General features: G+C 40.0%; 24 protein-coding genes. All 24 read left to right on the top strand.

Annotated features, from left to right (window positions below; genetic code table 11):
- The first annotated feature begins 30 nt into the window (after positions 1 to 30).
- The 24 genes from glnA to HMPREF2574_RS08460 all read left to right on the top strand — a co-directional run bounded on the left by glnA (position 31) and on the right by HMPREF2574_RS08460 (position 25,224).
- On the top strand, positions 31 to 1,377 hold the full coding sequence (gene glnA, locus HMPREF2574_RS08575) for a type I glutamate--ammonia ligase (protein WP_024053132.1): 1,347 nt from the start codon (positions 31 to 33) through the stop codon (positions 1,375 to 1,377).
- A gap of 187 nt (positions 1,378 to 1,564) precedes the next feature.
- Entirely contained in the window at positions 1,565 to 1,930 is a 366-nt protein-coding gene (locus tag HMPREF2574_RS08570; protein ID WP_070812457.1) for a DUF1033 family protein, read from the top strand.
- A gap of 69 nt (positions 1,931 to 1,999) precedes the next feature.
- On the top strand, positions 2,000 to 2,941 hold the full coding sequence (comGA, locus tag HMPREF2574_RS08565) for a competence type IV pilus ATPase ComGA (protein ID WP_024053130.1): 942 nt from the start codon (positions 2,000 to 2,002) through the stop codon (positions 2,939 to 2,941).
- On the top strand, positions 2,883 to 3,905 hold the full coding sequence (gene comGB, locus HMPREF2574_RS08560) for a competence type IV pilus assembly protein ComGB (RefSeq protein ID WP_171021869.1): 1,023 nt from the start codon (positions 2,883 to 2,885) through the stop codon (positions 3,903 to 3,905). Before comGA ends, comGB begins: the two co-directional genes overlap by 59 nt.
- Positions 3,902 to 4,219 carry a competence type IV pilus major pilin ComGC gene (gene comGC / locus HMPREF2574_RS08555; RefSeq protein ID WP_003028473.1) on the top strand — a complete coding sequence of 106 codons (318 nt, stop codon included), beginning with the start codon at positions 3,902 to 3,904 and terminating at the stop codon, positions 4,217 to 4,219. Before comGB ends, comGC begins: the two co-directional genes overlap by 4 nt.
- Positions 4,179 to 4,607, top strand: coding sequence for a competence type IV pilus minor pilin ComGD (gene comGD, locus HMPREF2574_RS08550; protein ID WP_070812456.1), 429 nt, complete (start codon positions 4,179 to 4,181; stop codon positions 4,605 to 4,607). Before comGC ends, comGD begins: the two co-directional genes overlap by 41 nt.
- Positions 4,579 to 4,872, top strand: coding sequence for a competence type IV pilus minor pilin ComGE (gene comGE, locus HMPREF2574_RS08545; protein WP_024053127.1), 294 nt, complete (start codon positions 4,579 to 4,581; stop codon positions 4,870 to 4,872). The genes comGD and comGE overlap by 29 nt, the downstream gene beginning before the upstream one ends.
- A complete protein-coding gene (gene comGF, locus HMPREF2574_RS08540) occupies positions 4,856 to 5,293 on the top strand; it encodes a competence type IV pilus minor pilin ComGF (protein WP_024053126.1) in 438 nt (145 codons plus the stop codon). Before comGE ends, comGF begins: the two co-directional genes overlap by 17 nt.
- Positions 5,274 to 5,600 carry a competence type IV pilus minor pilin ComGG gene (comGG, locus tag HMPREF2574_RS08535; RefSeq protein ID WP_022525970.1) on the top strand — a complete coding sequence of 109 codons (327 nt, stop codon included), beginning with the start codon at positions 5,274 to 5,276 and terminating at the stop codon, positions 5,598 to 5,600. The genes comGF and comGG overlap by 20 nt, the downstream gene beginning before the upstream one ends.
- 71 nt (positions 5,601 to 5,671) lie before the next feature.
- Positions 5,672 to 6,625, top strand: coding sequence for a class I SAM-dependent methyltransferase (locus tag HMPREF2574_RS08530; RefSeq protein WP_070812455.1), 954 nt, complete (start codon positions 5,672 to 5,674; stop codon positions 6,623 to 6,625).
- Between the two features lie 46 nt (positions 6,626 to 6,671).
- The gene (locus HMPREF2574_RS08525; RefSeq protein ID WP_049517013.1) at positions 6,672 to 7,871 is read left to right on the top strand and encodes an acetate kinase; all 1,200 of its coding nucleotides are present in this window, start codon (positions 6,672 to 6,674) and stop codon (positions 7,869 to 7,871) included.
- Positions 7,872 to 8,265: 394 nt separating this feature from the next.
- Complete coding sequence (glmS, locus tag HMPREF2574_RS08520; RefSeq protein ID WP_024053123.1) at positions 8,266 to 10,080, top strand: glutamine--fructose-6-phosphate transaminase (isomerizing); 1,815 nt, start codon at positions 8,266 to 8,268, stop codon at positions 10,078 to 10,080.
- Between the two features lie 235 nt (positions 10,081 to 10,315).
- A complete protein-coding gene (locus HMPREF2574_RS08515; protein ID WP_070812454.1) occupies positions 10,316 to 12,070 on the top strand; it encodes a PTS mannitol transporter subunit IIBC in 1,755 nt (584 codons plus the stop codon).
- Positions 12,071 to 12,094: 24 nt separating this feature from the next.
- The gene (locus HMPREF2574_RS08510) at positions 12,095 to 14,050 is read left to right on the top strand and encodes a BglG family transcription antiterminator (RefSeq protein WP_070812453.1); all 1,956 of its coding nucleotides are present in this window, start codon (positions 12,095 to 12,097) and stop codon (positions 14,048 to 14,050) included.
- 1 nt (position 14,051) lies between these two features.
- Complete coding sequence (locus tag HMPREF2574_RS08505; protein WP_070672299.1) at positions 14,052 to 14,489, top strand: PTS mannitol transporter subunit IIA; 438 nt, start codon at positions 14,052 to 14,054, stop codon at positions 14,487 to 14,489.
- 225 nt (positions 14,490 to 14,714) lie between these two features.
- The gene (locus HMPREF2574_RS08500) at positions 14,715 to 15,851 is read left to right on the top strand and encodes a mannitol-1-phosphate 5-dehydrogenase (RefSeq protein WP_024053119.1); all 1,137 of its coding nucleotides are present in this window, start codon (positions 14,715 to 14,717) and stop codon (positions 15,849 to 15,851) included.
- A 452-nt stretch (positions 15,852 to 16,303) separates the two neighbouring features.
- Entirely contained in the window at positions 16,304 to 18,433 is a 2,130-nt protein-coding gene (locus tag HMPREF2574_RS08495; protein WP_024052583.1) for an ATP-dependent Clp protease ATP-binding subunit, read from the top strand.
- Between the two features lie 168 nt (positions 18,434 to 18,601).
- Positions 18,602 to 20,062 (top strand): PTS ascorbate transporter subunit IIC, encoded by a 1,461-nt coding sequence (locus tag HMPREF2574_RS08490; RefSeq protein WP_024052584.1) that lies wholly within the window; start codon positions 18,602 to 18,604, stop codon positions 20,060 to 20,062.
- Positions 20,063 to 20,092: 30 nt separating this feature from the next.
- Positions 20,093 to 20,374: a PTS sugar transporter subunit IIB gene (locus tag HMPREF2574_RS08485; protein ID WP_003032305.1), complete on the top strand. Its 282-nt coding sequence runs from the start codon at positions 20,093 to 20,095 to the stop codon at positions 20,372 to 20,374.
- Positions 20,375 to 20,576: 202 nt separating this feature from the next.
- Positions 20,577 to 21,062: a PTS sugar transporter subunit IIA gene (locus tag HMPREF2574_RS08480; protein ID WP_020999451.1), complete on the top strand. Its 486-nt coding sequence runs from the start codon at positions 20,577 to 20,579 to the stop codon at positions 21,060 to 21,062.
- Between the two features lie 50 nt (positions 21,063 to 21,112).
- Positions 21,113 to 21,778 carry a 3-keto-L-gulonate-6-phosphate decarboxylase UlaD gene (locus tag HMPREF2574_RS08475; RefSeq protein ID WP_024052585.1) on the top strand — a complete coding sequence of 222 codons (666 nt, stop codon included), beginning with the start codon at positions 21,113 to 21,115 and terminating at the stop codon, positions 21,776 to 21,778.
- Positions 21,779 to 21,781: 3 nt separating this feature from the next.
- Positions 21,782 to 22,642 (top strand): L-ribulose-5-phosphate 3-epimerase, encoded by an 861-nt coding sequence (locus HMPREF2574_RS08470; RefSeq protein ID WP_024052586.1) that lies wholly within the window; start codon positions 21,782 to 21,784, stop codon positions 22,640 to 22,642.
- A 2-nt stretch (positions 22,643 to 22,644) separates the two neighbouring features.
- Positions 22,645 to 23,346: an L-ribulose-5-phosphate 4-epimerase gene (locus HMPREF2574_RS08465; RefSeq protein WP_042754115.1), complete on the top strand. Its 702-nt coding sequence runs from the start codon at positions 22,645 to 22,647 to the stop codon at positions 23,344 to 23,346.
- Positions 23,347 to 23,553: 207 nt separating this feature from the next.
- Positions 23,554 to 25,224, top strand: a complete 1,671-nt coding sequence (locus HMPREF2574_RS08460) for a BglG family transcription antiterminator (protein ID WP_070812452.1) — start codon at positions 23,554 to 23,556, stop codon at positions 25,222 to 25,224.
- Positions 25,225 to 25,273: the final 49 nt, after the last annotated feature.

Genomic DNA, 25,273 nt, shown 5'->3' with positions numbered 1-25,273 from the left:
CAATTTTTAAAATTTTATAAGGAGATACTCATGTCAATTACAGTAGCTGACATTCGTCGCGAAGTGAAAGAAAAAAATGTTACCTTTATCCGTTTGATGTTTTCGGATGTTTTGGGAACGATGAAAAATGTCGAAATTCCGGCGACAGATGAACAGCTGAATAAAGTTTTGTCCAACAAAGTGATGTTCGATGGTTCTTCCATTGAAGGTTTTGTGCGTATCAATGAGTCAGATATGTACCTTTATCCTGATTTGGATACATGGACTGTTTTCCCTTGGGGAGATGAAAACGGAAGTGTCGCAGGACTGATTTGCGATGTCTATACGACGGAAGGAACACCTTTTAAAGGGGATCCACGTGGAAATTTAAAACGCGCTTTACGTCACATGGAAGAATTAGGATTCAAATCCTTTAATTTAGGTCCTGAGCCAGAATTTTTCCTATTTAAACTCGATGAGAATGGCGATCCGACTCTTGAAGTGAATGATAAGGGTGGCTATTTTGACCTTGCTCCGACTGACCTGGCTGACAATACTCGCCGTGAAATCGTTAATGTCCTTACAACAATGGGATTTGAAGTAGAAGCCAGTCACCATGAGGTAGCTATCGGTCAGCACGAAATTGACTTTAAATACGATGAAGTTCTCCGTGCCTGTGATAAGATTCAGTTGTTTAAGCTGGTTGTTAAGACAATTGCCCGCAAGCATGGTTTGTACGCTACTTTTATGGCAAAACCAAAATTTGGTATTGCTGGTTCAGGTATGCACTGTAACATGTCGCTCTTTAATCAAGACGGTCAAAATGCTTTCTTTGATCCAGAAGATCCAAAGGGAATGCAATTATCAAAAACGGCCTATTATTTCCTTGGTGGGTTGATTAAACATGCTTACAATTATACAGCTATCATGAATCCGACTGTCAATTCTTACAAACGTTTGGTTCCTGGCTATGAAGCTCCTGTGTATATTGCTTGGGCAGGACGGAACCGTTCTCCGCTTGTTCGTGTGCCAGCTTCACGCGGTATGGGAACACGTTTGGAATTGCGCTCTGTTGACCCAATGGCTAACCCTTATATTGCTATGGCGGTTCTTCTTGAAGTTGGACTTCATGGGATTGAAAATAAAATTGAAGCACCTGCTCCGATTGAAGAAAATATCTATGTCATGACAGCAGAAGAGCGCAAAGAAGCGGGTATTACAGACCTTCCTTCTACTCTACATAATGCGGTGAAAGCACTGACAGAAGATGAAGTTGTAAAAGCTGCACTTGGGAACCATATTTATACAAGTTTTGTAGAAGCAAAACGCATCGAATGGGCAAGCTATGCCACTTTTGTTTCCCAATGGGAAGTAGACAACTATCTTGATTTGTATTAATAAATTGGGAGCGAGGCTTAGAAAAAGTCTCGTTTTCTTATCTGATGAATGAAAAAGTACTAATCAAAATAATGCCACTTTTTCTACATTTTTGAGCAAATGGCGAAAAACTTGTATAATAGAGCATATCTGTTTAAAAAATTTAGCATTTCCGATATAATAAACAGAACAAAGGGAGGTGAAGCAGGTGTATTGTGTGATTGAAATGTATGGCAAAGATGAGCCTTGGTGGTTTTTTGATGACTGGGAAGCTAATATCGTATCTATACAACATTTTGATGACTATTATACTGCTTTAAAGTATTATAAGCGCCAATGGCTGAAGTTGGTAGCTGCTTTTCCTTTCTATAAAAGTCGAAGTGATTTAATGTCCATTTTTTGGGATGCAGAAGATTTGAGCTGGTGTGAAGAATGTAGTGATTCTGTCCAGCAATACCATTCTCTCGCTTTATTGGAAAATGATGGTGTCATTCCTAAAGAGAAATGGAGACCGGGCTATAATAAACAAAATAGTGAAGAGGAACACCGTGCTTGCTCTCTAATGTTTAAATAATTTACAAAATGGTGATTTTTCATCATTTTTTTATTTTCTTCTGCGAATAATATAAAGTGAGGAGGAGATATGGTTCAAAACATTGCACAGGCTATTATTTGTCAGGCTAAGGAAGAACGAGCACAGGACATTTATTTTGTTCCGAAGGAAAATGTTTACGAGTTGTATATGCGAATTGGAGATGAACGCCGTTTTATACGCAATTATGAATTTGAAGAGATGGCAGCAGTAATTAGTCATTTTAAGTTTACTGCTGGGATGAATGTCGGCGAAAAACGTAGAAGCCAGTTAGGTTCTTGTGATTATCAATATGGTGATAAGAAAACGTCATTACGACTATCAACAGTAGGGGATTATCGTGGATACGAAAGTCTGGTGATTCGTTTATTGCATGATGAAGAGGCAGAGTTGAAGTTTTGGTTTGCTCAAATCCCAGAGTTAAAAGAACGCTTCAAACAACGAGGGCTTTATCTTTTTTCGGGACCGGTAGGAAGTGGTAAAACTACTCTCATGCACCAGTTGGCTCAAGAGCGTTTTGCCGATCAGCAAATCATGTCAATTGAAGATCCGGTTGAAATCAAACAAGCAGGGATGTTACAGCTGCAGCTGAACGAAGCGATTGGTTTAACTTATGAAAGTTTGATTAAACTTTCTCTTCGGCATCGACCAGATTTATTGATTATCGGAGAGATTCGTGATGCAGAGACAGCAAGGGCAGTTGTTCGAGCTAGCTTAACGGGAATGACTGTTTTTTCAACTATTCATGCTAAAAGCGTACGAGGTGTCTATGAACGGTTGCTGGAGTTGGGAGTGACAGAAGCCGAGCTGAAAGTTGTCTTACAAGGGATTTGTTACCAACGCTTAATTGCGAAAGGAGGAATAGTGGATTTTGTCAGTGAGAAGTATCAAGAACACGAGCCAATCGATTGGAATAGGCAGATTGATCAGCTTCATGCAGCAGGACATATCAATCTTGAGCAGGCAGAAGCGGAAAAAATTATCCACAGTTAGGCAGAAAAAGGTCGTAGAGTTGCTGAATAATCTTTTTTCTAGTGGCTTTCATTTGGCAGAAATTATCGACTTTTTGAAGCGAAGTGCCTTGTTAGAAGAAGTCTATGTGGACAGGATGAAAGAGGAGTTGTCAACAGGAAAGCCTTTTTCGGACATTATGGCAAGCTTAGGTTTTTCAGATAACGTGGTGACACAGCTTTCGCTGGCAGAATTACACGGAAATCTCTCACTCAGCCTGAGTAAGATTGAGGAATACTTGGAAAATATCTCAAAAATTAAGAAGAAGTTGGTTGAAGTGGCGACTTATCCCTTTATTTTGTTTGTTTTTTTGATATTCATTATGCTGGGATTACGTAATTATTTACTCCCGCAACTCGATCGTCAAAATATAGCAACTCAGATTATCAGTAATTTGCCGCAACTTTTTCTGGGTTCATTAGGGGTAGTCTTTGTTTTGTTAGCGATAGGTTTTTATTGGTTTCAAAAAAGCTCAAAAATAGCAGTATTTCGTTTGTTAGCTCGCCTTCCTTTTTTGGGCGCTTTTATTCAAACCTATTTAACAGCTTATTATGCGAGAGAATGGGGGAATATGATTGGTCAAGGTTTAGAACTCAGTCAGATTTTTCAGATGATGCAAGGACAACGCTCTGCTATGTTTCAAGAAATTGGAAAAGATTTAGAAGTTGCGCTGCAAAATGGTCAGGAATTTTCGCAAAGAGTTAAAACATATCCATTTTTTAAAAAGGAATTGGGCTTGATGATCGAATACGGTGAAGTAAAATCCAAATTGGGGTGTGAATTAGAAGTTTATGCCCAAAAAACATGGGAGACATTTTTTAAACGTGTTCATCAAGCGATGAATGTCATTCAACCACTAGTGTTTGTCTTTGTGGCTTTAATGATTGTATTGTTGTATGCAGCCATGTTGCTGCCAATTTATCAAAATATGGAGGTTCAATTATGAAAAAATTAAAAAGTTTGAAGGTTAAAGGTTTTACTTTAGTAGAAATGTTAGTCGTGCTTCTTATCATCAGTGTTTTGATGCTCTTATTTGTACCGAATTTGACCAAGCAAAAAGAAGCTGTAACGGAAAAAGGAAATGCAGCGGTGGTAAAAGTTGTGGAAAGCCAGGCAGAGCTGTTTGAGGTCAATCACACCAATGAAAAAGCGACACTCTCAAAATTAGTCAACGAAGGCACGATTACAGACAAGCAGGCAGCATCTTATAAGGCTTACTATGCGAAACATACAAAAGAAGCTCGTTCTGTTGCAGATTAAGGGATTTACGCTTTTGGAAAGTTTGCTGACATTATTTATAACGAGTTTCTTATTGCTTGCGGTGTCGGGCTCTGTTCGTTCTTCTTTTGAACAGGTGGAAGAGCAGATTTTCTTTCTGGAGTTTGAGCATTTTTATCGGGAAAGTCAGAAGTTGAGTAGCTCAGCTCAAAGTCAGCTGGACATGAATTTTTCTAGTGAGAGGATTTCAAATGGTTACAACCATTTGGTAGTTCCTCGCTCGATTCAAGCGCCAGAAGATTTGACGCTTCATTTTGATAAGGCTGGTGGCAATTCATCGCTCGGAAAGATTGTCTTTCAGACGAAAAAGCAGACAATTACGTATCAATTATATCTAGGAAATGGGAAATTTAAGAAAACAACACGTTAAAGGAACGATTTTATTAGAGGCGCTGCTGGCTTTGGCTGTTTTTGTGACAATTGTGACCCTGTTGTTGGGACAAATTCACCAGTCTCGAAAAGCAGAAAATGACTTGCTTAGAGAAGAAGAAGTTTTAAGGGTAGCTAAAATGGCTTTGCAGACAAAGCAAAGCCATTTGACAATGAATGGTATTAAAGTGCGTGTTGAAACAAGTCAACAAGGTATTCAAATTTATCATGGGAAGGAGCTGATTCTCGGTGTTCAAGGCAAATAAAGTGAAAGCTTTTACCCTTTTAGAGGCTCTGATTGTCTTATTTGTACTCAGCGGAAGTGTGCTGCTTTTTCAGTCAATGACGCGTCTTCTGGCTTTTGAAGTTCAAGCCCGGCAACATAGTGAACAACGAGAATGGCTTTTGTTTGCTGATCAACTAGAAGCAGAGTTGGCTCGTTCTTCATTTGAAAAGGTGGAGAATAATCGTTTATATATGAAACAGGACGGCAGGGCAATTGCATTTGGAAAGTCAAGTGGACAGGATTTCAGAAAAACCAATGCGAATGGGAAAGGTTACCAGCCGATGGTTTATGATGTAAAAAAAGCAGAAATCTCACAGAAAAATGAGCTGATTTATGTTAGACTGACGTTTAGGCGAGGATTGGAAAGGGAGTTTGTCTATCGTGTGGAAACAGAAAGTTAAAGCGGGCATTATGCTCTATGCACTCTTTATGGCGGCAGTTTTTAGCTTGCTTTTGCAATTTTACCTTCATCGTCAAACTGCTAATCATAGAAATTTCACCCTAAACCGAGAACGAACACAGGCTTATGCAATGGCTCTTCTAGCCAACGAAAATTCTAAGCAAAGGGAATTTGATAAAGGGTATGTCCAAGACCAAAAGAGTGAGAAAGAGCTCATCCTGACAGTAACAATGAAGACTGGTCGCCGTTATCAATTTTCTTTTTCGGCTAAAAAAGAAAAGCAGATGGATAAAAAATTGAATAAATAAATGATGTACGTGCAACAGAGTACACTCGCAAAAAAAGCTAAATTTTGGTATGATAGGGAGCGGAGGATGCTATGAATTTTGAAAAAATTGAACAGACCTATACGCTCTTGTTAGAAAATGTCCAAGAAATCCAAAATGATCTTTTAACGAGCTTTTATGATGCTTTGATAGAGCAAAATGGCAGCTATCTGGACGGGGATATTGAACTAGATAGTGTTCGGCAGAACAATGAAAAACTGAAAGCGTTGAAATTAAGTAAAGAGGAATGGCGCCGAGCCTACCAATTTTTGCTGATGAAAGCAGCTCAAACAGAGCCTTTGCAAGCCAATCATCAATTTACTCCAGATTCTATCGGGTTTATCTTAACTTTTATCATTGACCAATTGAGTAAAAAAGAACACATTGATATTTTGGAAATTGGTAGCGGAATGGGGAATTTAGCTGAGACGATTCTCAATAATACACAAAAAAATGTGGATTATCTAGGGCTGGAATTGGACGATCTGTTAATTGATATATCAGCCAGTATCGCAGATGTGATGGACGCAAAAGTTAGTTTTGTGCAAGGTGACGCAGTACGCCCGCAAGTATTGAAAGAAAGCGATGTGATTATTAGCGATTTACCAGTTGGCTTTTATCCTGATGATAGCATTGCGGCGCGCTATGAAGTGGCTAGTACACAGGATCATACCTATGCTCATCATTTGTTAATGGAACAATCGCTCAAGTATCTCAAATCAGGCGGTTATGCTATTTTCCTTGCACCAAATGATTTATTGACTAGTTCGCAAAGTGATTTATTGAAGAAATGGCTACAAAAGCATGCACAAATAGTTGCAATGATTGCGTTACCAGAGTCTCTTTTTGGAAATGCAGCATACGCTAAAACAATTTTTGTACTGAAAAAGCAAGATGAACAAGCTGTCCAACCATTTGTTTATGCTTTATCTGATTTGCAGAATCAAGCGGATTTATTGACATTTAGCGAAAAGTTTCAAAATTGGAGCCAAGAAAGTGAAATTTAAACAAGTTTTTGATATAATGAATGAAAACGCTTAAAAGAGGTAATTTATGTCAAAAACAATTTCAATTAATGCTGGAAGTTCAAGTCTAAAATGGCAATTATACGAAATGCCAGCTGAAAAGGTTATTGCCAAAGGGCTGCTTGAACGGATTGGTCTCAAGGACTCCATTTCAACAGTAAAATTTGATGGTCGTGCAGAAAAGCAAATTTTAGATATTGATGATCATACGCAAGCTGTAAAAATTTTGTTAGATGACTTGATGCGCTTTGGTATTATTAAATCCTATGAAGAAATCACAGGTGTCGGTCATCGTGTTGTTGCAGGTGGTGAATACTTTAAAGAATCTGCGCTTGTTGATAGCGAAGAAGTGATTCAAAAAGTAGAAGAATTAGCGCTTCTTGCACCACTTCATAACAAAGCAAATGCAGCAGGAATTCGTGCCTTTAAAGAATTGTTGCCAGACATTATAAGTGTCGTTGTGTTTGATACATCTTTCCATACAACAATGCCAGAAAAAGCCTATCGTTATCCATTACCGACTAAGTACTATACGGAGAACAAGGTTCGCAAATATGGCGCTCATGGTACAAGCCATCAGTATGTTGCCAAGGAAGCAGCAAAGGCGCTTGGCAAGCCACTTGAAGAGTTGAAGCTAATTACTTGTCATATTGGGAATGGCGCTTCTATTACAGCGGTTGATAAAGGAATTTCTGTAGATACTTCAATGGGCTTTACTCCGCTAGGTGGCGTGATGATGGGAACTCGCACAGGGGATATTGATCCGGCGATTATTCCTTATTTGATAGAGCATACAGAAGATTTTAATACACCAGAAGACATCAATTATATTTTAAACAAACAGTCTGGGCTTCTAGGAGTATCTGAAACATCAAGTGATATGCGCGACATTATTGCAGGAATGCATGAGGGTAATCATAATTGTAAACTGGCTTTTGACATTTTTGTTGATCGCATTCAAAAACATATCGGTCAATATTTTGCTGTTTTAAATGGTGCGGATGCGATTATTTTCACAGCTGGCATCGGAGAAAATTCTGATGAGGTGCGCGAAGCTGTTATTTCAGGTCTATCTTGGTTTGGTTGCGATATTTTACCGGAAAAAAATGTACGTGGAGCTGAAGGGATTATCTCAAGTGATGCTGCTAAGGTGAAAGTGCTTGTCATTCCTACAGATGAAGAATTAGTTATTGCACGTGATGTTGAGCGATTCAAAAACCAAAAATAAAACTTGGAATTTACAAGTCATAATATTTAAGAAGAGAAGCTGAGACAGACAGCCATGAGTGCGCAGCACTCATGGCTGTCTGTCTCACTCTCTTTCATTTTCATTTTTAGTTTGAAAAAAGATTGTTGAAGTGATTACCTAATGCTCCTGGAACATAAAATGTGAATAAAAATGTCTGAATCAACCGTACAGGTAGGAGAATGAGCTGTTTAAAAGTCTTTTGATTTCCTCTATACTTTCTTTTTGAACTATACCAATTTTCTTGTTGACAAATTCACAATAAAAGTATATACTGGTTTAGCTTATTTGATATAGCTGTTATTAGACTATACCAATTTAAAAACAAAAGGAGGAAATAGCAAATTTTTGAAAGTTATTTGCTATAAAAAATAGTATGTGTGGAATTGTCGGAGTTGTTGGAAATCGGAATGCAACAGATATTTTAATGCAGGGTCTAGAAAAATTAGAATACCGGGGATATGATTCAGCGGGAATTTTTGTGACAAATGGGAAAACATCTAGCTTAGTCAAATCGGTTGGTCGTATTGCCGACCTTCGTTCAAAAATAGGGATTGATGTAGCTGGAACGGCTGGTATTGGGCATACACGTTGGGCAACGCACGGAAAACCAAGTGAAAGCAATGCGCATCCGCATACGTCTCAAACTGGACGTTTTGTTTTAGTGCATAATGGTGTTATCGAAAATTACCTAGATATTAAGAATACGTATCTTGCTGAACATGATTTGAAGGGTCAGACAGATACAGAAATTGCGGTTCACTTGATTGGAAAATTCGTTGAAGAAGACGGATTCTCAGTACTAGATGCTTTTAAAAAAGCGCTCCACATCATTGAAGGTTCCTATGCTTTTGCTTTAATGGATGCAGAGGATGCAGACGTGATCTATGTGGCGAAAAATAAATCACCGCTCTTAATTGGCCTGGGAGAAGGCTACAATATGGTCTGTTCGGATGCTATGGCGATGATTCGTGAAACCAGCGAATACATGGAAATTCATGATAAAGAACTGGTAATTGTGACCGCTGACAGCGTAGAAGTGCAGGACTATGACGGGAATCCAATTGAGCGCGATAGTTATACTGCGGAACTTGATTTATCAGATATTGGCAAAGGCACTTATCCTTACTATATGTTGAAAGAAATTGATGAGCAACCGACCGTGATGCGTAAGTTGATTGGTACCTACTCTGATGGGGATCAAAATATGCTGGTAGATCCAGAAATTGTCAGGACAGTTCAGGAAGCGGATCGCATTTATATCATTGCGGCTGGGACTTCCTATAATGCTGGTTTTGCATCTAAAAATATGTTGGAAGAACTAACCGATACACCGGTAGAACTGGGCATTGCTTCTGAGTGGGGTTATGCAATGCCATTGCTTAGTAAAAAGCCAATGTTTATTTTACTCAGTCAGTCAGGTGAAACTGCTGATAGTCGTCAGGTTTTGGTTAAGGCAAATGCTATGGGAATTCCAAGTTTGACTGTAACCAATGTTCCAGGTTCAACTTTGTCCCGCGAAGCAACCTACACTATGCTATTACATGCGGGACCGGAAATTGCGGTAGCGTCTACTAAGGCTTACACAGGACAAGTAGCGACTTTAGCATTTCTTGCTAAGGCAGTTGGTGAAGCCAATGGTAATGAAAAGGCTAAGAACTTTGATTTAGTTCACGAGCTGTCTATTGTTGCTCAGGCTATTGAGTCGACTCTTTCTGAGAAAGAATTGATTGAAGAAAAGGTTCGAGGTCTTCTGGAGACAACTCGTAATGCTTTTTACATCGGACGCGGTCAGGACTATTTTGTTGTCATGGAAGCTAGTCTTAAGCTCAAGGAAATTTCCTATATCCAATGTGAGGGCTTCGCAGCTGGAGAGCTTAAGCACGGAACCATCTCCCTGATTGAAAATGGAACACCTGTCATCGCCCTAATCTCTGACAATCCAACCGTGGCTTCTCATACTCGTGGTAATGTATCGGAGGTGGTAGCCCGTGGTGCCAATGCCTTAACCATTGTCGAAGAAGGTGTGGAAAAAGAGGGAGACGATATCGTTGTAAACAAGGTTCATCCATACCTGTCTAGCATTTCTATGGTCATTCCAACTCAGCTAATCGCCTACTTTGCATCTCTCCATCGTGGACTGGATGTTGATAAACCTCGTAATCTGGCTAAAGCTGTTACAGTAGAATAATTTCGTATAAGTGAAAAATAGGGGTAAGACTTGAGAACATATTTCTAGGGTGTTGCCACCTATTTTTATATTTATAAGCAGGACTGATAGTCGGAGCGTCATATGATAAGAATAGTTTAAAAATATTTTAGTGCTAAAGATTAAGTTTTTGTCACAAAATCTGTGCCAAAGCTTTAGTTTTAAGCGCTTTCATTTTTGCGTATACTAGTTATAAGAGAAAAGGAGGACTATTCTAATGGAAGAAAAAACATCATTGAAAGTCAAAGTTCAAAAACTGGGAACTTCACTTTCAAATATGGTAATGCCTAATATCGGGGCTTTTATTGCGTGGGGAGTCTTGACTGCCTTATTTATCGCTGATGGGTATCTACCTAATAAACAGTTGGCTGCCATTGTCAGCCCTATGCTGACTTATTTATTACCGATTCTTATTGGCTACACGGGTGGCTATATCGTTCATGGCCAGCGAGGTGCCGTTGTAGGTGCCATTGCTACTGTAGGTGCTATCACTGGTTCTAACGTTCCTATGTTTATTGGAGCCATGATTATGGGTCCTCTGGGAGGTTGGACCATTAAAAAATTTGATGGAAAATTTCAGGAAAAAATTCGTCCAGGATTTGAAATGTTGGTCAATAATTTCTCGGCTGGATTGATTGGTTTTGCACTTTTGCTGCTGGCCTTCTATGCTGTGGGACCTGTTGTATCTGTTCTGACAGGTGCAGTCGGAAAGGGGGTTGAGACTGTTGTCAACGCCCACCTTCTACCTTTGGCTAACATCATCATTGATCCAGCTAAGGTGCTTTTCCTTAACAATGCTCTTAATCACGGAATTTTCACACCGCTGGGAGCTGAACAGGTTTCTCAAGCTGGTAAATCAATCCTCTTCCTCTTGGAAGCCAATCCCGGACCAGGTTTGGGTATTCTCCTAGCTTACGCTCTTTTTGGTAAGGGAGCAGCTAAATCTTCTTCATGGGGAGCTATGGTTATCCACTTCTTCGGTGGGATTCATGAGATTTATTTCCCTTATGTTATGATGAAACCGGCTCTCTTTTTAGCTGCTATTGCCGGAGGTGTATCTGGAACCTTCACTTTCCAACTTTTAGACGCTGGTCTTAAATCTCCAGCTTCACCAGGTTCTATCATTGCTATTATGGCTATGGCACCAAAAGGTGTTTGGCCTCACCTCAATGTTCTCTTAGGAGTTTTGGTGGCAGCTGTAGTCTCCTTCTTAGTAGCAGTGTTTATACTTCGTGCAGATAAGTCTACTGAAGATTCACTAGCAGCTGCTCAGGCAGCTACTCAGGCGGCCAAGGCTCAGTCTAAAGGTCAGGTAGTTCCAGTTGCTGTGGATGCTAATATCTCAATAGACTCAGTAGAAAAAATTATCTTTGCCTGTGATGCTGGTATGGGAAGCTCTGCTATGGGAGCTAGCATTCTTCGCGATAAGGTTAAAAAAGCAGGTCTGGGAATTCCGGTCTCCAATCAGGCCATCTCTAACTTGGTTGATACCCCTAAAACTCTGATTGTCACTCAAGAAGAATTGACTCCAAGAGCTAAAGGTAAAACACCGAGTGCCATCCACGTTTCTGTCGATAATTTCTTAGCTTCTCCTCGCTATGATGAAATAGTCGCTTCTTTGACAGGCAGCACTCCAGCGGCAGTTGAGACATCAGTTGCTTCAACTACTCAAGAGATTGACCTAAATCATATTGATGCTGTAGTAGTGGCTTATGGCAAAGCTGAAGGATCTGCAACTATGGGTTGTGAAACGATTCGGGCAATCTTTAAAAACAAAGATATTTGGATTCCGGTCTCTACAGTAGCTATCTCAGAATTAGGTGAATACAATGCTAAGAATATCGTAATTGTGACAACGATTACCTTGCAAGCAGAAGTCCAACAGGCGGCACCAAATTCTCAATTTTTGATTGTGGATAGCTTAGTGACAACACCCGAATATGATAAGATGGTTGCTAGGATGTACAAATAGAATTTAGAGGTTTGTAAATAACACATGCTATTAACAAAACGAGAAGAACAACTTTTGAAGGCTTTCCTAAATGTAGGGAAGCTTTCAATGCAAGACATGATTGAAATTTTGCAAGTTTCTTCTAGAACGATTTACCGAACCTTGGCTGAACTGACCGAAACTTTGGATCAGCGAGGGATTCAAATCATAAAAAAAGGCAAGCAATATTTTCTGCGTGGCAATTTGGATGATTTACTAACAGATTTGAAAGTTGTGGTTGAATACAGTCGACAGGAAAGATTAACATTGATTACCTATCGCCTTTTGACGGAAGAGGATTTCATCACCAATGAGTCCCTGCAAGAGTCTATGAAAGTCAGCAATGTGACCATTATTCAGGATATTGCAGATATTGACAAGCGACTCTTGGATTTTGATCTGAAGATTGAGCGTCAGAAGGGATATAGGATTTCTGGAGATTCGGTTTGTAAGAGACGGCTTTTAGCGATTTTATTGACTAACTCTATCTCAGTAGCAGACTTTTCAGCTGGAAATTTCGGCAGTTTTGATATCTTAGATGTGAAGAGAACTCAGCAGGCCAGTCGGATTTTTGAAACCTATTTTACGGATTTTCCAGACATGGATGTCAAGATGAAGATGTTTTTTGCTATCTTGTTATCTTTGCTTGGTCAGGAGCAAAATATTTCAAATCTTCCTAATACCAGTAAGCAGGCTTTGGAAATCTCTCAGAAAATCTTTCAGGACTATTCCAAGCAGACTATCCATTTTTACAGTATTCATGATATTATCTATTATGCTAGTGTTTTGGATGAGCTGATTATCAAAAGGCAGGACAATCCTCTCTTTACGGAAAAGTTTGATGGTGAGTTCTTCTACAATATTTCCAATCTGATTGACACAGTTTCCATGTACACTAAGATTGATTTCTTTAAGGACAAGGTACTCTTTAATTTCCTATTCCACCATATTCGGCTCAGTCTAGGTATTCCCATTCTTTTCCCAGATGAGAATCTTCCTGAGTCTATCCAGCTTTTGATTGAGAGAAACAAATTTCTTCACACGGTTGTCAGTCTTTTGGTTAATGATATTTTCCCTAAGTATCTGCACACAGATTACGAATATGGAATGATTGCACTCCATTTTATCTCTAGCTTGGGTCGTAGTCCAGAGATTTATCCCATCCGTATCCTACTTTTGACAGATGAGCGGCGGGTAACTCGGAATCTATTGGCTGCTAAGATTAAGAGTGTGGCTCCCTTTGTGGAATGGGTGGATATCCAGTCTCTGGCAAACTATGATAATCTAGACAGCAGCCAGTATGATTATCTTTTGGCAACTAAACCATTGGGAAATCAAGAAATTGATGTAATTTCCAGCTTTCCTACAGTTAAGGAATTGCTGGAACTGCAGGAAAAACTCCAGTATGTTCAGGAAAATCGAACAGTAGTGGCCAGAGAAGATCTGATTCAGGATGTCAACTATGACCTTCAGGCATATCTAAAAGCTAGCAGTCAGATACTGAACCATTTTCACCTGCTTCCTCTAGCAAATCCAGAAAGTTTTGAAGGAACTATCAGACAGATTATTAGTCAGATGTCTCAGGTTAATGACCACTCCTATCTCGTCGAAAAATTGCTGTCCCGATTTGAAACCAGTCCTATGGCTATTCCAAATACGGGTTTGGTCCTCTTGCATACCCAGTCCAGCAAGGTGACGACCAGTAGCTTTACCATATTTGAGCTCAGACAGTCTGTTACTGCTCTGTCCATGAAGAGGGAGAGGGAGAGAGTCAGCCGTTGTCTACTCATGCTGACAGCTGCAGATGCCAGTGAGGAAATGCGAGATTTGATGACGACTATCAGCCAGTCTATTATTGAAAATCATCTCTATACAGAGATTTATAAGACTGGTAATCAGACCATCATTTATCAGTTGCTCAACACCATATTTAATGAAAAAATCAAGAAATTGGAGAACTAAGATGAAACTTGAAAAACATTTGATTAAACTCAATGAGAAATTTTCTAACAAAGAAGAAGCTATCCGCTTCTGTGGAAAGGTTCTTTATGAAAGTGGCTTTGTCACTGAAGACTATATTGAAGCTATGATTAATCGTGATGAAGAACTATCTGTTTATATGGGCAACTTCATTGCTATCCCCCATGGGACTGATGAAGCTAAAAAGGCTGTCCTTAAGTCTGGTATCACAGTCGTTCAAGTACCAAAAGGAGTTGATTTTGGCAATGCAGACGATCCAAAAGTAGCAACAGTTCTTTTTGGCATTGCTGGCATTGGCAACGAGCACTTGGAAATTATCCAGAAGATTTCTATCTTCTGTGCCGATGTGGACAATGTAATCAAGCTAGCAGATGCTCAGTCTGAAGAAGAAGTCATTCGTCTGTTGGACGGTGCCGAATAAGCTATTCAGTTCATGCAGTTGGAATTTTCTAACAATGAATTAATCTGGGAAACTATCTAATCCTAGAATAGGGCAATGGTAAGCAGCTAGTGTAGATAGTTCAAAGTATAGTTCGGAGATTCTAAATTGAGATTCCACAAGAAATTATTAGCTACTATAACACTACGAGAAATAAAGTAAGAAAAGATAAATTAAACGACTATATCAACTCAAAGGAGAAATTCAATGAAACATGCAGTACATTTTGGAGCCGGAAATATTGGCCGTGGCTTTATCGGTGAAATTTTGTTTGAAAATGGCTTCCATATTGACTTTGTAGATGTCAATGACGATATTATTCAAGCTCTAAATAAGCAGGGCAAATATGAGATTGAAATTGCTCAAGAGGGTCAGCCCCATATTGAGGTAGCCAATGTCACTGGTATCAATAGCAAGAAGCATCCAGAGCAAGTTGTTGAAGCTATTCAAAAGGCAGACATTGTGACAACTGCTATCGGGCCTAATATATTGCCCTTTATTGCGGAGCTTCTGGCTAAGGGAATTGAAGCCCGCCAAGCTGTTGGGAACACACAACCTCTGGATGTCTTGGCCTGTGAAAATATGATTGGTGGTTCCCAATTCCTCTATCAGGAAGTCAAAAAATATTTAAGTCCAGAAGGTATGGCATTTGCTGAAAAATATATTGGTTTCCCTAATGCTGCGGTTGACCGGATTGTACCGGCTCAAAGCCATGAAGATCCACTTTTTGTAGTCGTAGAGCCTTTTAATGAATGGGTAGTGGAGACTAGCCGCATAAAAAATCTGGATCTGCGTTTAGATAAGGTTCACTATGAAGAAAATTTGGAGCCTTTCATCGAGCGCAAGCTCTTCTCAGTCAACTCTGGTCACGCAACTTCAGCCTACATTGGGGCTCATTATGGTGCTAAAACAATCTTAGAAGCTCTGCAGAATCCACAAATCAAGGATCAGATTGAGGCAGTTCTGGCTGAAATTCGTAGTCTCCTGATTGATAAGTGGAATTTTGATGAAAAGGAGCTAGAGCACTATCATAAAATTATCATTCAGCGCTTTGAAAATCCCTTTATCGTGGATGATGTTAGTCGCGTAGCTCGGACTCCGATTCGCAAACTAGGCTATGATGAACGTTTCATTCGCCCGATTCGCGAGCTCAAGGATCGAGGTCTGTCCTATGACAACCTGCTCAAAACAGTAGGTTATGTTTTTGATTATCGTGACGTCAATGATGAAGAAAGTGTCAAACTTGGCCAGATGTTAGCAGCTCAACCAGTCAGAGAGGTTGTTGTTCAAGTAACAGGTCTGAATGATCAGGATTTAATTGATGAAATTGTTGCTCTTGGATAAGTTTAGCCTCATAGCAGTCATTGCGAATTGCTCATCTGGACGTATCATAAAAGCTGATGAAAACCTATACTTCATCGGCTTTTTTGGTGTATTCTCGTTAATTCACAGAAAGAGTGGATAAGAAGTTTAACTCGTTTTTGGTTAGATGCTTATTTTATAGATTAAAAAATTATGTAACTTTTTACAAAAATCTATTGACTTTTTGTTTGGAACACTGTATAATTACAATTGTAAACGGAAAGGAATAAAATCCGTTACATTCGCTCAAACAAGATGAAATTCTTAGCTACGCTCAGTTAAAGTGATTTCATCTCTATTTTGGGAGAGGTTTAAAATTATGTAAAATATTGGCTGCCTTTTATAAATATAAATCCAAAAGATAGAGTTGCTCACTTTGTCTTATATTTTAAGCAGTTGCAAAAATTATGTAAAATAACAAATGAGGTACAGATATGAATAACAACTACAACAACTTTGATAATATGGATAATCTTTTCAATCAATTGATGGGAAGAATGGGCGGTTTTAATAGTGAAAATCGGCGTTATCTCATCAATGGACGTGAAGTAACACCAGAAGAATTTGCACAATACCGAGCAACGGGGAAACTGCCGAAACAAGCGGTAGAAAATCAAAATCCGCAAATGCAGGGACAAACAGGTGCTCCAAAACAAGATGGCATTTTAGCAAAATTGGGTCGCAATTTGACAGAAGAAGCGCGGCAAGATATGTTAGATCCCGTTATTGGTCGCAATAAGGAAATTCAAGAAACAGCTGAAATTCTGTCTCGTCGGACGAAGAATAATCCAGTGCTAGTCGGAGATGCTGGGGTTGGTAAGACCGCAGTTGTCGAAGGTTTGGCGCAAGCGATTGTCAACGGCGATGTCCCTGCTGCTATTAAAAATAAGGAAATTATTTCTGTAGATATTTCTGGATTAGAAGCAGGTACGCAATATCGAGGTAGCTTTGAAGAAAATATTCAAAATTTGGTGTCTGAAGTGAAAGAAGCCGGCAATGTCATTCTCTTCTTTGATGAAATTCATCAAATCCTTGGTGCTGGAAGCACAGGTGGAGACAGCGGCTCTAAAGGTTTGGCAGACATTTTGAAACCCGCTCTTTCTCGTGGGGATTTAACTGTGATTGGTGCGACGACGCAAGATGAATACCGCAATACCATTTTGAAAAATGCGGCTTTGGCTCGCCGTTTCAATGAAGTAAAAGTAAATGCTCCGTCTGCAGAGGATACTTATAAGATTTTGCAAGGAATTCTTGATTTGTACGAAAAACACCACAATGTTATCTTGCCAGATGAAGTGTTAAAAGCGGCTGTGGATTATTCGATTCAATATATTCCGCAACGCAGTTTGCCAGATAAAGCAATTGACCTAGTAGATGTGACAGCGGCTCACTTAGCAGCTCAACACCCCGTTACAGATGTGCATGCAGTAGAACGTGAAATCGCAGAGCAAAAGGCCAAACAAGAAGCTGCTGTTGAAAAAGAAGATTTTGAAACGGCTTTGAATGCCAAGATGCGCATTGAAGAGCTGGAAAAGAAAATTGAAAATCATACGGAAGATATGAAAGTGACAGCGACTGTCAATGATGTGGCAGAGTCTGTAGAACGCATGACGGGTATTCCTGTTTCTCAAATGGGCAGCAGCGATATTGAGCGCTTGAAAGAGATGAATGCGCGCTTAAAGACCAAAGTCATTGGACAAAATGAAGCGGTTGAAGCGGTGGCACGTGCTATTCGGAGAAATCGTGCAGGTTTTGATGAAGGCAATCGTCCAATTGGTAGCTTCCTCTTTGTCGGACCAACTGGGGTCGGAAAAACAGAGTTAGCAAAACAATTAGCGCTTGATATGTTCGGTACAAAAGACGCGATTATTCGTTTGGATATGTCTGAATACTCTGACCGCACGGCTGTGTCGAAGTTGATTGGTACAACAGCTGGCTATGTGGGCTACGACGACAATAGCAATACATTGACAGAACGTGTTCGTCGCAATCCATACTCGATCATTTTGCTGGACGAAATCGAAAAAGCTGATCCGCAAGTCATCACGCTGTTATTGCAAGTCTTGGACGATGGACGTTTGACAGACGGTCAAGGAAATACTGTCAACTTTAAGAATACAGTTATTATCGCTACTTCTAACGCAGGATTTGGCTATGAAAGCTTTACGGGCGATGAAGAAAAGGATATGAAAATTATGGATCGGTTGAAACCATACTTCCGTCCAGAATTCTTGAACCGTTTCAATGCAGTCATTGAATTCTCTCATCTTGGTAAAGAAGATTTAGCTGAAATCGTCGACTTGATGTTGGATGAAGTCAACCAAACGCTTGCTAAGAAAGACATCACGTTAACAGTAACAGATGCAGCCAAACATTATCTAGCAGAAGAGGGGTATGATGAAGTCATGGGTGTTCGTCCGCTTCGCCGTGTGATTGAACAACAAATCCGTGACAAAGTAACAGATTATCATCTGGATCATCTGGATGTGAAACATCTTTTGGCAGATCTTAAAGATGATGAATTAGTCATTGAGGAAACAACAGATAGTCAAGTTGAAAAATAAATTTCATTATTCAAACGCTGAGAAATTTCTCGGCGTTTTTGGCTCCCATATTTTTCGCAGTCCAAGAGTGAACAGTTGCTTGTGTAATTCTTGGTCTTTTTGTTACCGCTTACATGGTTTATAATAGGCCTATAAAGAACAAATAAAATAGAAAAAAGGAGAGTTAAAATGAACATCATTTTAAACATTCTGAACTGGTTCTCGCAAAATATTTTGCAGAATCCGGCCTTCTTTGTAGGTCTCTTGGTTCTCATTGGCTATGCGTTATTGAAAAAACCAGCGCATGATGTCTATGCTGGTTTCATCAAAGCGACAGTTGGTTATATGCTGTTGAACGTTGGTGCTGGAGGTTTGGTAACAACTTTCCGTCCGATTTTGGCGGCTTTGAACTTTAAGTTTAAGATTGGTGCGGCGGTTATTGACCCATACTTTGGATTAACAGCGGCAAATACAAAGATTGCAGAAGAATTTCCAAACTTTGTCGGAGCAGCAACAACAGCACTTTTGATTGGTTTTGGTGTCAATATCCTGCTCGTTGCTCTTCGGAAAATTACGAAAGTGCGGACGCTGTTCATTACAGGTCATATCATGGTGCAACAAGCAGCAACCGTTTCATTGATGGTTCTTCTCCTTGTTCCTCAATTGCGTAATAGCTGGGGCGTGCTGGCAATCGGTGTCATCTGTGGACTTTACTGGGCAGTCAGCTCCAATATGACAGTAGAAGCAACACAGCGTTTAACTGGTGGCGGTGGTTTTGCGATTGGTCACCAACAACAATTTGCGATTTGGTTTGTGGATAAAGTTGCAGACAAATTTGGCAAGAAAGAAGAAAATCTTGACAATTTGAAGTTGCCAAAATTATTGTCTATTTTCCATGATACAGTGGTTGCTTCGGCGACGTTGATGTTGGTTTTCTTTGGAGCTATTCTCTTAATCTTGGGTCCAGATATCATGTCAAATGCAAAAGTCATTACATCAGGTACAGTTTACAACCCTGCTAAGCAAGATTTTTACATGTATATCATTCAAACAGCCTTTACTTTCTCAGTTTATCTCTTTGTCTTGATGCAAGGGGTGCGGATGTTTGTAGCAGAATTGACCAATGCCTTCCAAGGTATCTCTAACAAATTGCTTCCTGGTTCATTCCCAGCTGTGGACGTTGCAGCTTCTTACGGTTTTGGTTCACCAAATGCAGTGCTTTCAGGCTTTGCTTTCGGTTTGATTGGACAATTGATTACCATTATGCTCTTGATTGTCTTTAAGAATCCAATTCTGATTATTACCGGTTTCGTTCCAGTATTCTTTGACAATGCAGCGATTGCAGTTTATGCGGATAAGCGTGGTGGCTGGAAAGCTGCGGTTATCTTGTCCTTTATCTCAGGTGTGCTGCAAGTAGCGCTCGGTGCTCTCTGTGTGGCACTACTCGGTCTTGCTTCTTACGGCGGTTACCATGGAAATATTGACTTTGAATTCCCATGGCTTGGATTTGGCTATCTTTTCAAATACCTTGGTATTGCTGGTTACATTCTTGTCTGTGTGTTCTTGCTGGCTATTCCGCAACTTCAATTTGCCAAAGCAAAAGACAAGGAAGCATACTACCGTGGTGATGTTCAAGCAGAAGAAGAATAAAAATAGATTTAAATATTGGAGGAAAATAATATGGTTAAGGTATTAACAGCGTGCGGAAATGGCATGGGTTCATCTATGGTGATTAAGATGAAAGTAGAAAATGCTCTACGTAAACTTGGGCAAACAGATTTCACGGTCAATTCTTGCAGTGTGGGCGAAGCTAAAAGTTTAGCTTCTGGTTATGATATCGTCATTGCCTCTCTTCATTTGATTCATGAATTGGACGGACGGACAAATGGCAAATTGATTGGTCTAGATAATCTGATGGACGACAAAGAAATTACTGAAAAACTATCACAGGTATTGGAATGATGCGGCTAGAGGTTTGTCTCAGCCTCGTCGCTTAAGAAATTGATATAGAGGCTTTGGACGCTTGTCCAAGCCTCATTCGCTTAAAAGGATAGGTGAAACTGAAAGCATAGGAAAATTGAAGTCTGTTGTACTTTTAAAGTAGCAGAGGATTTCTCTTTGCCAATCCGTTTTGAGTTTCCATTTCCTACGAAAGGAAGAAGCCATGAATTTAAAGCAAGCATTGATTGAAAACAAATCTATTCGTTTAGGGCTTTCTGCTTCAACTTGGCAAGAAGCGGTCAAACTTTCTGTTGACCCTTTGATTGAAAGCGGAGCTGTTAAGCCTGAATATTATGATGCAATCATCGAATCCACAGAAGGATATGGTCCTTATTATATTTTGATGCCGGGTATGGCGATGCCACATGCTCGTCCAGAGGCTGGTGTACAAAAAGATGCCTTCTCTTTGGTGACTTTGAAAGAACCTGTAACTTTCTCAGACGGGAAAGGTGTGAGTGTCTTGTTGGCTCTTGCGGCAACGAGTTCAAAAATTCATACGAGTGTCGCCATTCCGCAGATTATTGCCCTCTTCGAATTGGAAAATTCTATTGATCGTTTGTTAGCTTGTCAAACAGAAGCAGAAGTTCTAGCTTTGATTGATGAGTCAAAAAATAGTCCTTATTTAGAAGGATTGGATTTAGATAGTTAGTAAATGGTTGTGTTTCAATCCATTAGAAAAGAATAGAAGGAGAGAAAATTATGTCAAAACGTCTTCCAAATTTACAAGTTGCACTAGATCATTCAGACTTGCAAGGAGCTATTAAAGCAGCTGTGTCGGTCGGTCATGAAGTGGATGTCATTGAAGCAGGAACGGTTTGTCTCTTGCAAGTCGGTAGTGAGCTGGTAGAAGTGCTGCGCAGTTTATTTCCTGATAAAATCATCGTAGCTGACACTAAATGTGCTGACGCTGGCGGGACAGTTGCTAAAAATAATGCCGTACGCGGTGCGGATTGGATGACTTGCATTTGTTGTGCGACGATTCCAACCATGAAAGCAGCCCTGAAAGCTATACAAGAAGAACGCGGTGAACGCGGTGAAATTCAGATTGAACTCTACGGTGATTGGACTTATGAGCAAGCTCAGATTTGGTTGGATGCTGGTATCTCGCAAGCCATTTATCACCAATCACGCGATGCCCTTCTTGCCGGCGAAACTTGGGGTGAAAAAGATCTCAATAAAGTTAAGAAATTGATTGAAATGGGTTTCCGTGTGTCTGTGACAGGTGGTTTGAATGTGGATACACTCAAACTCTTTGAAGGAGTGGATGTCTTTACCTTTATTGCTGGACGCGGAATAACAGAAGCTGAAAACCCAGCAGCAGCAGCGTGTGCTTTCAAAGACGAAATCAAGCGAATATGGGGGTAAGTCATGGCACGTCCAATTGGAATTTATGAAAAGGCGACACCGAAGCATTTTTCTTGGCAAGAACGGTTAGAATTTGCCAAAGAAATGGACTTTGATTTTGTGGAAATGTCGGTTGATGAAAGCGATGCTCGGTTGGCGCGTCTCACTTGGTCCAAAGAAGAACGCCTAGAGCTTGTCAAAGCCATCTATGATACAGGTGTGCGGATTCCAAGCATTTGTTTTAGCGGACATCGGCGCTATCCATTAGGCTCGAACGATCCTGAGCTAGAAGCAAAATCACTTGAAACGGTGAAACAATGTATTGAGTTAGCGCAAGATTTGGGTGTGCGAGTTATTCAATTAGCCGGCTATGATGTTTATTATGAAGAAAAATCACCTGAAACACGCGTTCGTTTCTTAAAAAATCTGCGACGAGCATGTGATTGGGCTGAGCAGGCGCAGGTCATGCTGGCGATTGAAATTATGGATGACCCATTTATCAACAGCATTGAAAAATATCTGGCTGTGGCAAAAGAAATCAATTCGCCTTATCTCTTTGTCTATCCAGATACAGGTAATGTTTCTGCTTGGCATAATGACCTCTGGAGTGAATTTTACCTTGGTCATCAGGCAATTGCTGCGCTGCACTTAAAAGATACCTATGCCGTGACGGAGCATTCTAAAGGGCAATTTCGAGATGTACCTTTTGGCAAAGGTTGTGTCAATTGGGAAGAAATGTTTGCCGTTTTGAAAAAAACCAACTACCAAGGACCGTTTTTGATTGAAATGTGGTCTGAAAATTGTGAAACGGTGGAAGAAACCAAAGCAGCTATCAAAGAAGCGCAGGATTTCCTTTATCCACTCATTGAGAAAGCGGGGTTATGAGAATGTTAGTACCAGAATTACGAGAACGTGTCTATAAAGCCAATATGGAGCTTCCAGAGCATGGTTTGGTGAAATTTACTTGGGGAAATGTTTCGGCGATTGACCGCGAGAAAGGCTTGATTGCCATTAAACCTTCTGGTGTGGCGTATGAAAAATTATCTCCAGAAAATATGGTTGTGACTGATTTGGACGGTAATATTGTCGAAGGAGACCTGAATCCGTCGTCAGATTTGCCGACGCATGTGGAACTGTACAAAGCATTTCCAGAAGTGGGTGGCATTGTTCATACGCACTCGACAGAAGGAGTGGCTTGGGCGCAAGCAGGACGTGATATTCCTTGTTATGGCACCACGCACGCTGATACTTTCTACGGTTCAATTCCATGCGCTCGTGCCTTGACACCAGAGGAAATCAATGGCGAGTACGAAAAAGAAACTGGGAAAGTCATTATTGAAGAATTTGCCAAGCGTGGCTTAGATCCGCTCGCAGTAGCAGGTGTAACCGTCCGCAACCACGGACCATTTGCTTGGGGAAAGGACGAAAAGTCTGCTGTTTATAATGCAGTTGTTCTGGAAGAATCCGCTCGTATGGCACGCTACACAGAAGCTATCAATCCAGAAGTGGCAGAAGTGCCGCAAGATCTCAAAGACAAGCATTACCTGCGAAAACACGGAAAGAATGCTTACTACGGACAGAAAAAGTAAGAACGACGATAAGAAATCTATCAAGGGGTGGAACGATTACTATGATTCAGAGTGTCATGGTTGGCAGTTCCACACCCTGCTTTTCTCATTCTGCTTCCGCAACAAACTCAAAGATAAGCAAAATAACAGATGGACTCGTTTCAATCTCGTAGGAAGATGTGTGAAAAGATGTTATAATAATTTACAGTCCCTTTCAAGGAGTAAATGATGATACTATTGGACCAGACAAGTTGTGACTTACTAAGATACCTCATTCAGCTGAAAGAGCCAGAAACGATTATGACGATTTCACGGGCAACCAATCAATCGCGGAGGAAGATTTATTATCATTTGGAAAAAATCAATGACGCTTTGGCAGAGGTTGGTGAAATGATTAGCAGTCGTCCGAGGGTAGGGATTGTCTTAACTGCACAGCAAAAAGAATTATGCCAATCCTTGCTGGAAGGAGTCGATTCTTATAGTTATGTCATGAACATGACCGAGCGCATGCAGTTGACTGTTCTGTATATTTGTGTTGCAAACAAGCGTGTGACCATTGAAAAACTGATGGAATTGACAGAAGTATCCCGCAATACGGTTCTCAACGATTTGAATGAAATCCGCAATCAGTTAGCTTCGGAGCAGTATCAAGTCAATCTCACTTCCACGAAAGCGCAAGGATATTTTTTAAAGTGTCATCCGCTCAATAAAATCCAATATGTTCATTCTCTCTTGTATCACATTTTTGTAGAGGGAAATCATAGTTTTGTGATGATTTTGACAGAAAAGATAAAAGAATTTATCGGAGAAGATTTACTTTTGTCCGATGATTTACAGGATTTTCTCAATCAAATAGTGCAAGATGTGGAGCAGGATTTGGGCAAGAAAATCAATCGACATGAAATCAAATTCATGCTGCAAGTTTTACCATATCTGCTGTTGAGCTGCCGCAATATGGCTTTAAATGAGGAAGAACAGGAAGACTTGAAGCGTGAGTTTACCTTGATTCGCAAGCGGATAGAATACCAAGCAGCCAAGAATTTGAATAGTAATTTACAGGCAACATTTGGCTTGCAATTAAATGATATTGAGATTTCTCTCTTAGCCGTTCTTTTGCTTTCTTATCGGAAGGACAGGGATATTCATGCAACCAGTCAAGATTTTGTCCAATTAAAAGAAGCGATTGATGAGTTTATCTGGCGTTTTGAAGTTAGTTCGCACTTTGAAATTGAAAATAAAGAAGATTTGTTGCGGAATTTATTGACACACTGCAAGGCTCTGCTGTTCCGTAAAACCTACGGAATTGTATCCCAAAATCCATTAACTGCTCAAATCAAGGAAAAATATGCAGAGTTGTTTGCGGTCACCAAGTCTTGCGCTGTGATTTTGGAGGAAGCGTGGCTTATTTCACTAACCGATGATGAGGTGGCTTATCTTGCTCTTCACATGGGTGGATTTTTAAAGCATAATCATGCTGAAAAACGAGATGCTAAACGAATTTATTTAGTTTGTGACGAGGGAGTCGCTGTGCAGAAATTGCTGCTCAAGCAGTGCTTATATCATTTGCCAAATGAAAATTTAGGCGCTGTTTTTACGACAGAGCAATTCAAAAGTGTTGAAGACATTTTAGATGTGGACTTATTGATTACGACAAATGACGGGTTGGAAACTACTTTGCCAACGATACAGGTTCAGCCTATTTTGGACTACGAGGATGTATTGAATATTACTTCTTTTGTGAAAGATCAATCTCTTTCTACTAAAGGCGTGCGATTTAGTCAAGATTTAGAACGACTTTTGTCACAATACCTCAAGGATTCAACTCGTACACAAGAGTTGAAAAATAAAATTCAAAAGCTTGTAAACGAAGAATTATTATCAACTTCAACAGAAGACTGAAAGAATGGATGACTAGCTAGGAATAGAATTCCCGGCTTTTTTAGGTACT

It is taken from the genome of Streptococcus sp. HMSC034E12 (assembly GCF_001835915.1).
GTDB classification, from domain to species: Bacteria; Bacillota; Bacilli; order Lactobacillales; family Streptococcaceae; genus Streptococcus; species Streptococcus vaginalis.
This window is presented reverse-complemented; position numbering and strand designations above follow the sequence as displayed.

Bases quoted from the DNA above. Each gene is read 5' to 3' on its own strand.
- comGD (WP_070812456.1), top strand. From the start codon at position 4,179: ATGCGAAACATACAAAAGAAGCTCGTTCTGTTGCAGATTAAGGGATTT.
- HMPREF2574_RS08490 (WP_024052584.1), top strand. From the start codon at position 18,602: ATGAACATCATTTTAAACATTCTGAACTGGTTCTCGCAAAATATTTTG.
- HMPREF2574_RS08530 (WP_070812455.1), top strand. From the start codon at position 5,672: ATGAATTTTGAAAAAATTGAACAGACCTATACGCTCTTGTTAGAAAAT.
- HMPREF2574_RS08525 (WP_049517013.1), top strand. From the start codon at position 6,672: ATGTCAAAAACAATTTCAATTAATGCTGGAAGTTCAAGTCTAAAATGG.
- HMPREF2574_RS08515 (WP_070812454.1), top strand. From the start codon at position 10,316: ATGGAAGAAAAAACATCATTGAAAGTCAAAGTTCAAAAACTGGGAACT.
- comGE (WP_024053127.1), top strand. From the start codon at position 4,579: ATGGGAAATTTAAGAAAACAACACGTTAAAGGAACGATTTTATTAGAG.
- glnA (WP_024053132.1), top strand. From the start codon at position 31: ATGTCAATTACAGTAGCTGACATTCGTCGCGAAGTGAAAGAAAAAAAT.
- HMPREF2574_RS08480 (WP_020999451.1), top strand. From the start codon at position 20,577: ATGAATTTAAAGCAAGCATTGATTGAAAACAAATCTATTCGTTTAGGG.
- HMPREF2574_RS08475 (WP_024052585.1), top strand. From the start codon at position 21,113: ATGTCAAAACGTCTTCCAAATTTACAAGTTGCACTAGATCATTCAGAC.
- HMPREF2574_RS08470 (WP_024052586.1), top strand. From the start codon at position 21,782: ATGGCACGTCCAATTGGAATTTATGAAAAGGCGACACCGAAGCATTTT.
- HMPREF2574_RS08495 (WP_024052583.1), top strand. From the start codon at position 16,304: ATGAATAACAACTACAACAACTTTGATAATATGGATAATCTTTTCAAT.
- HMPREF2574_RS08510 (WP_070812453.1), top strand. From the start codon at position 12,095: ATGCTATTAACAAAACGAGAAGAACAACTTTTGAAGGCTTTCCTAAAT.
- glmS (WP_024053123.1), top strand. From the start codon at position 8,266: ATGTGTGGAATTGTCGGAGTTGTTGGAAATCGGAATGCAACAGATATT.
- comGC (WP_003028473.1), top strand. From the start codon at position 3,902: ATGAAAAAATTAAAAAGTTTGAAGGTTAAAGGTTTTACTTTAGTAGAA.
- HMPREF2574_RS08485 (WP_003032305.1), top strand. From the start codon at position 20,093: ATGGTTAAGGTATTAACAGCGTGCGGAAATGGCATGGGTTCATCTATG.
- HMPREF2574_RS08500 (WP_024053119.1), top strand. From the start codon at position 14,715: ATGAAACATGCAGTACATTTTGGAGCCGGAAATATTGGCCGTGGCTTT.
- comGB (WP_171021869.1), top strand. From the start codon at position 2,883: ATGCAGCAGGACATATCAATCTTGAGCAGGCAGAAGCGGAAAAAATTA.
- HMPREF2574_RS08465 (WP_042754115.1), top strand. From the start codon at position 22,645: ATGTTAGTACCAGAATTACGAGAACGTGTCTATAAAGCCAATATGGAG.
- HMPREF2574_RS08460 (WP_070812452.1), top strand. From the start codon at position 23,554: ATGATACTATTGGACCAGACAAGTTGTGACTTACTAAGATACCTCATT.
- comGA (WP_024053130.1), top strand. From the start codon at position 2,000: ATGGTTCAAAACATTGCACAGGCTATTATTTGTCAGGCTAAGGAAGAA.
- HMPREF2574_RS08505 (WP_070672299.1), top strand. From the start codon at position 14,052: ATGAAACTTGAAAAACATTTGATTAAACTCAATGAGAAATTTTCTAAC.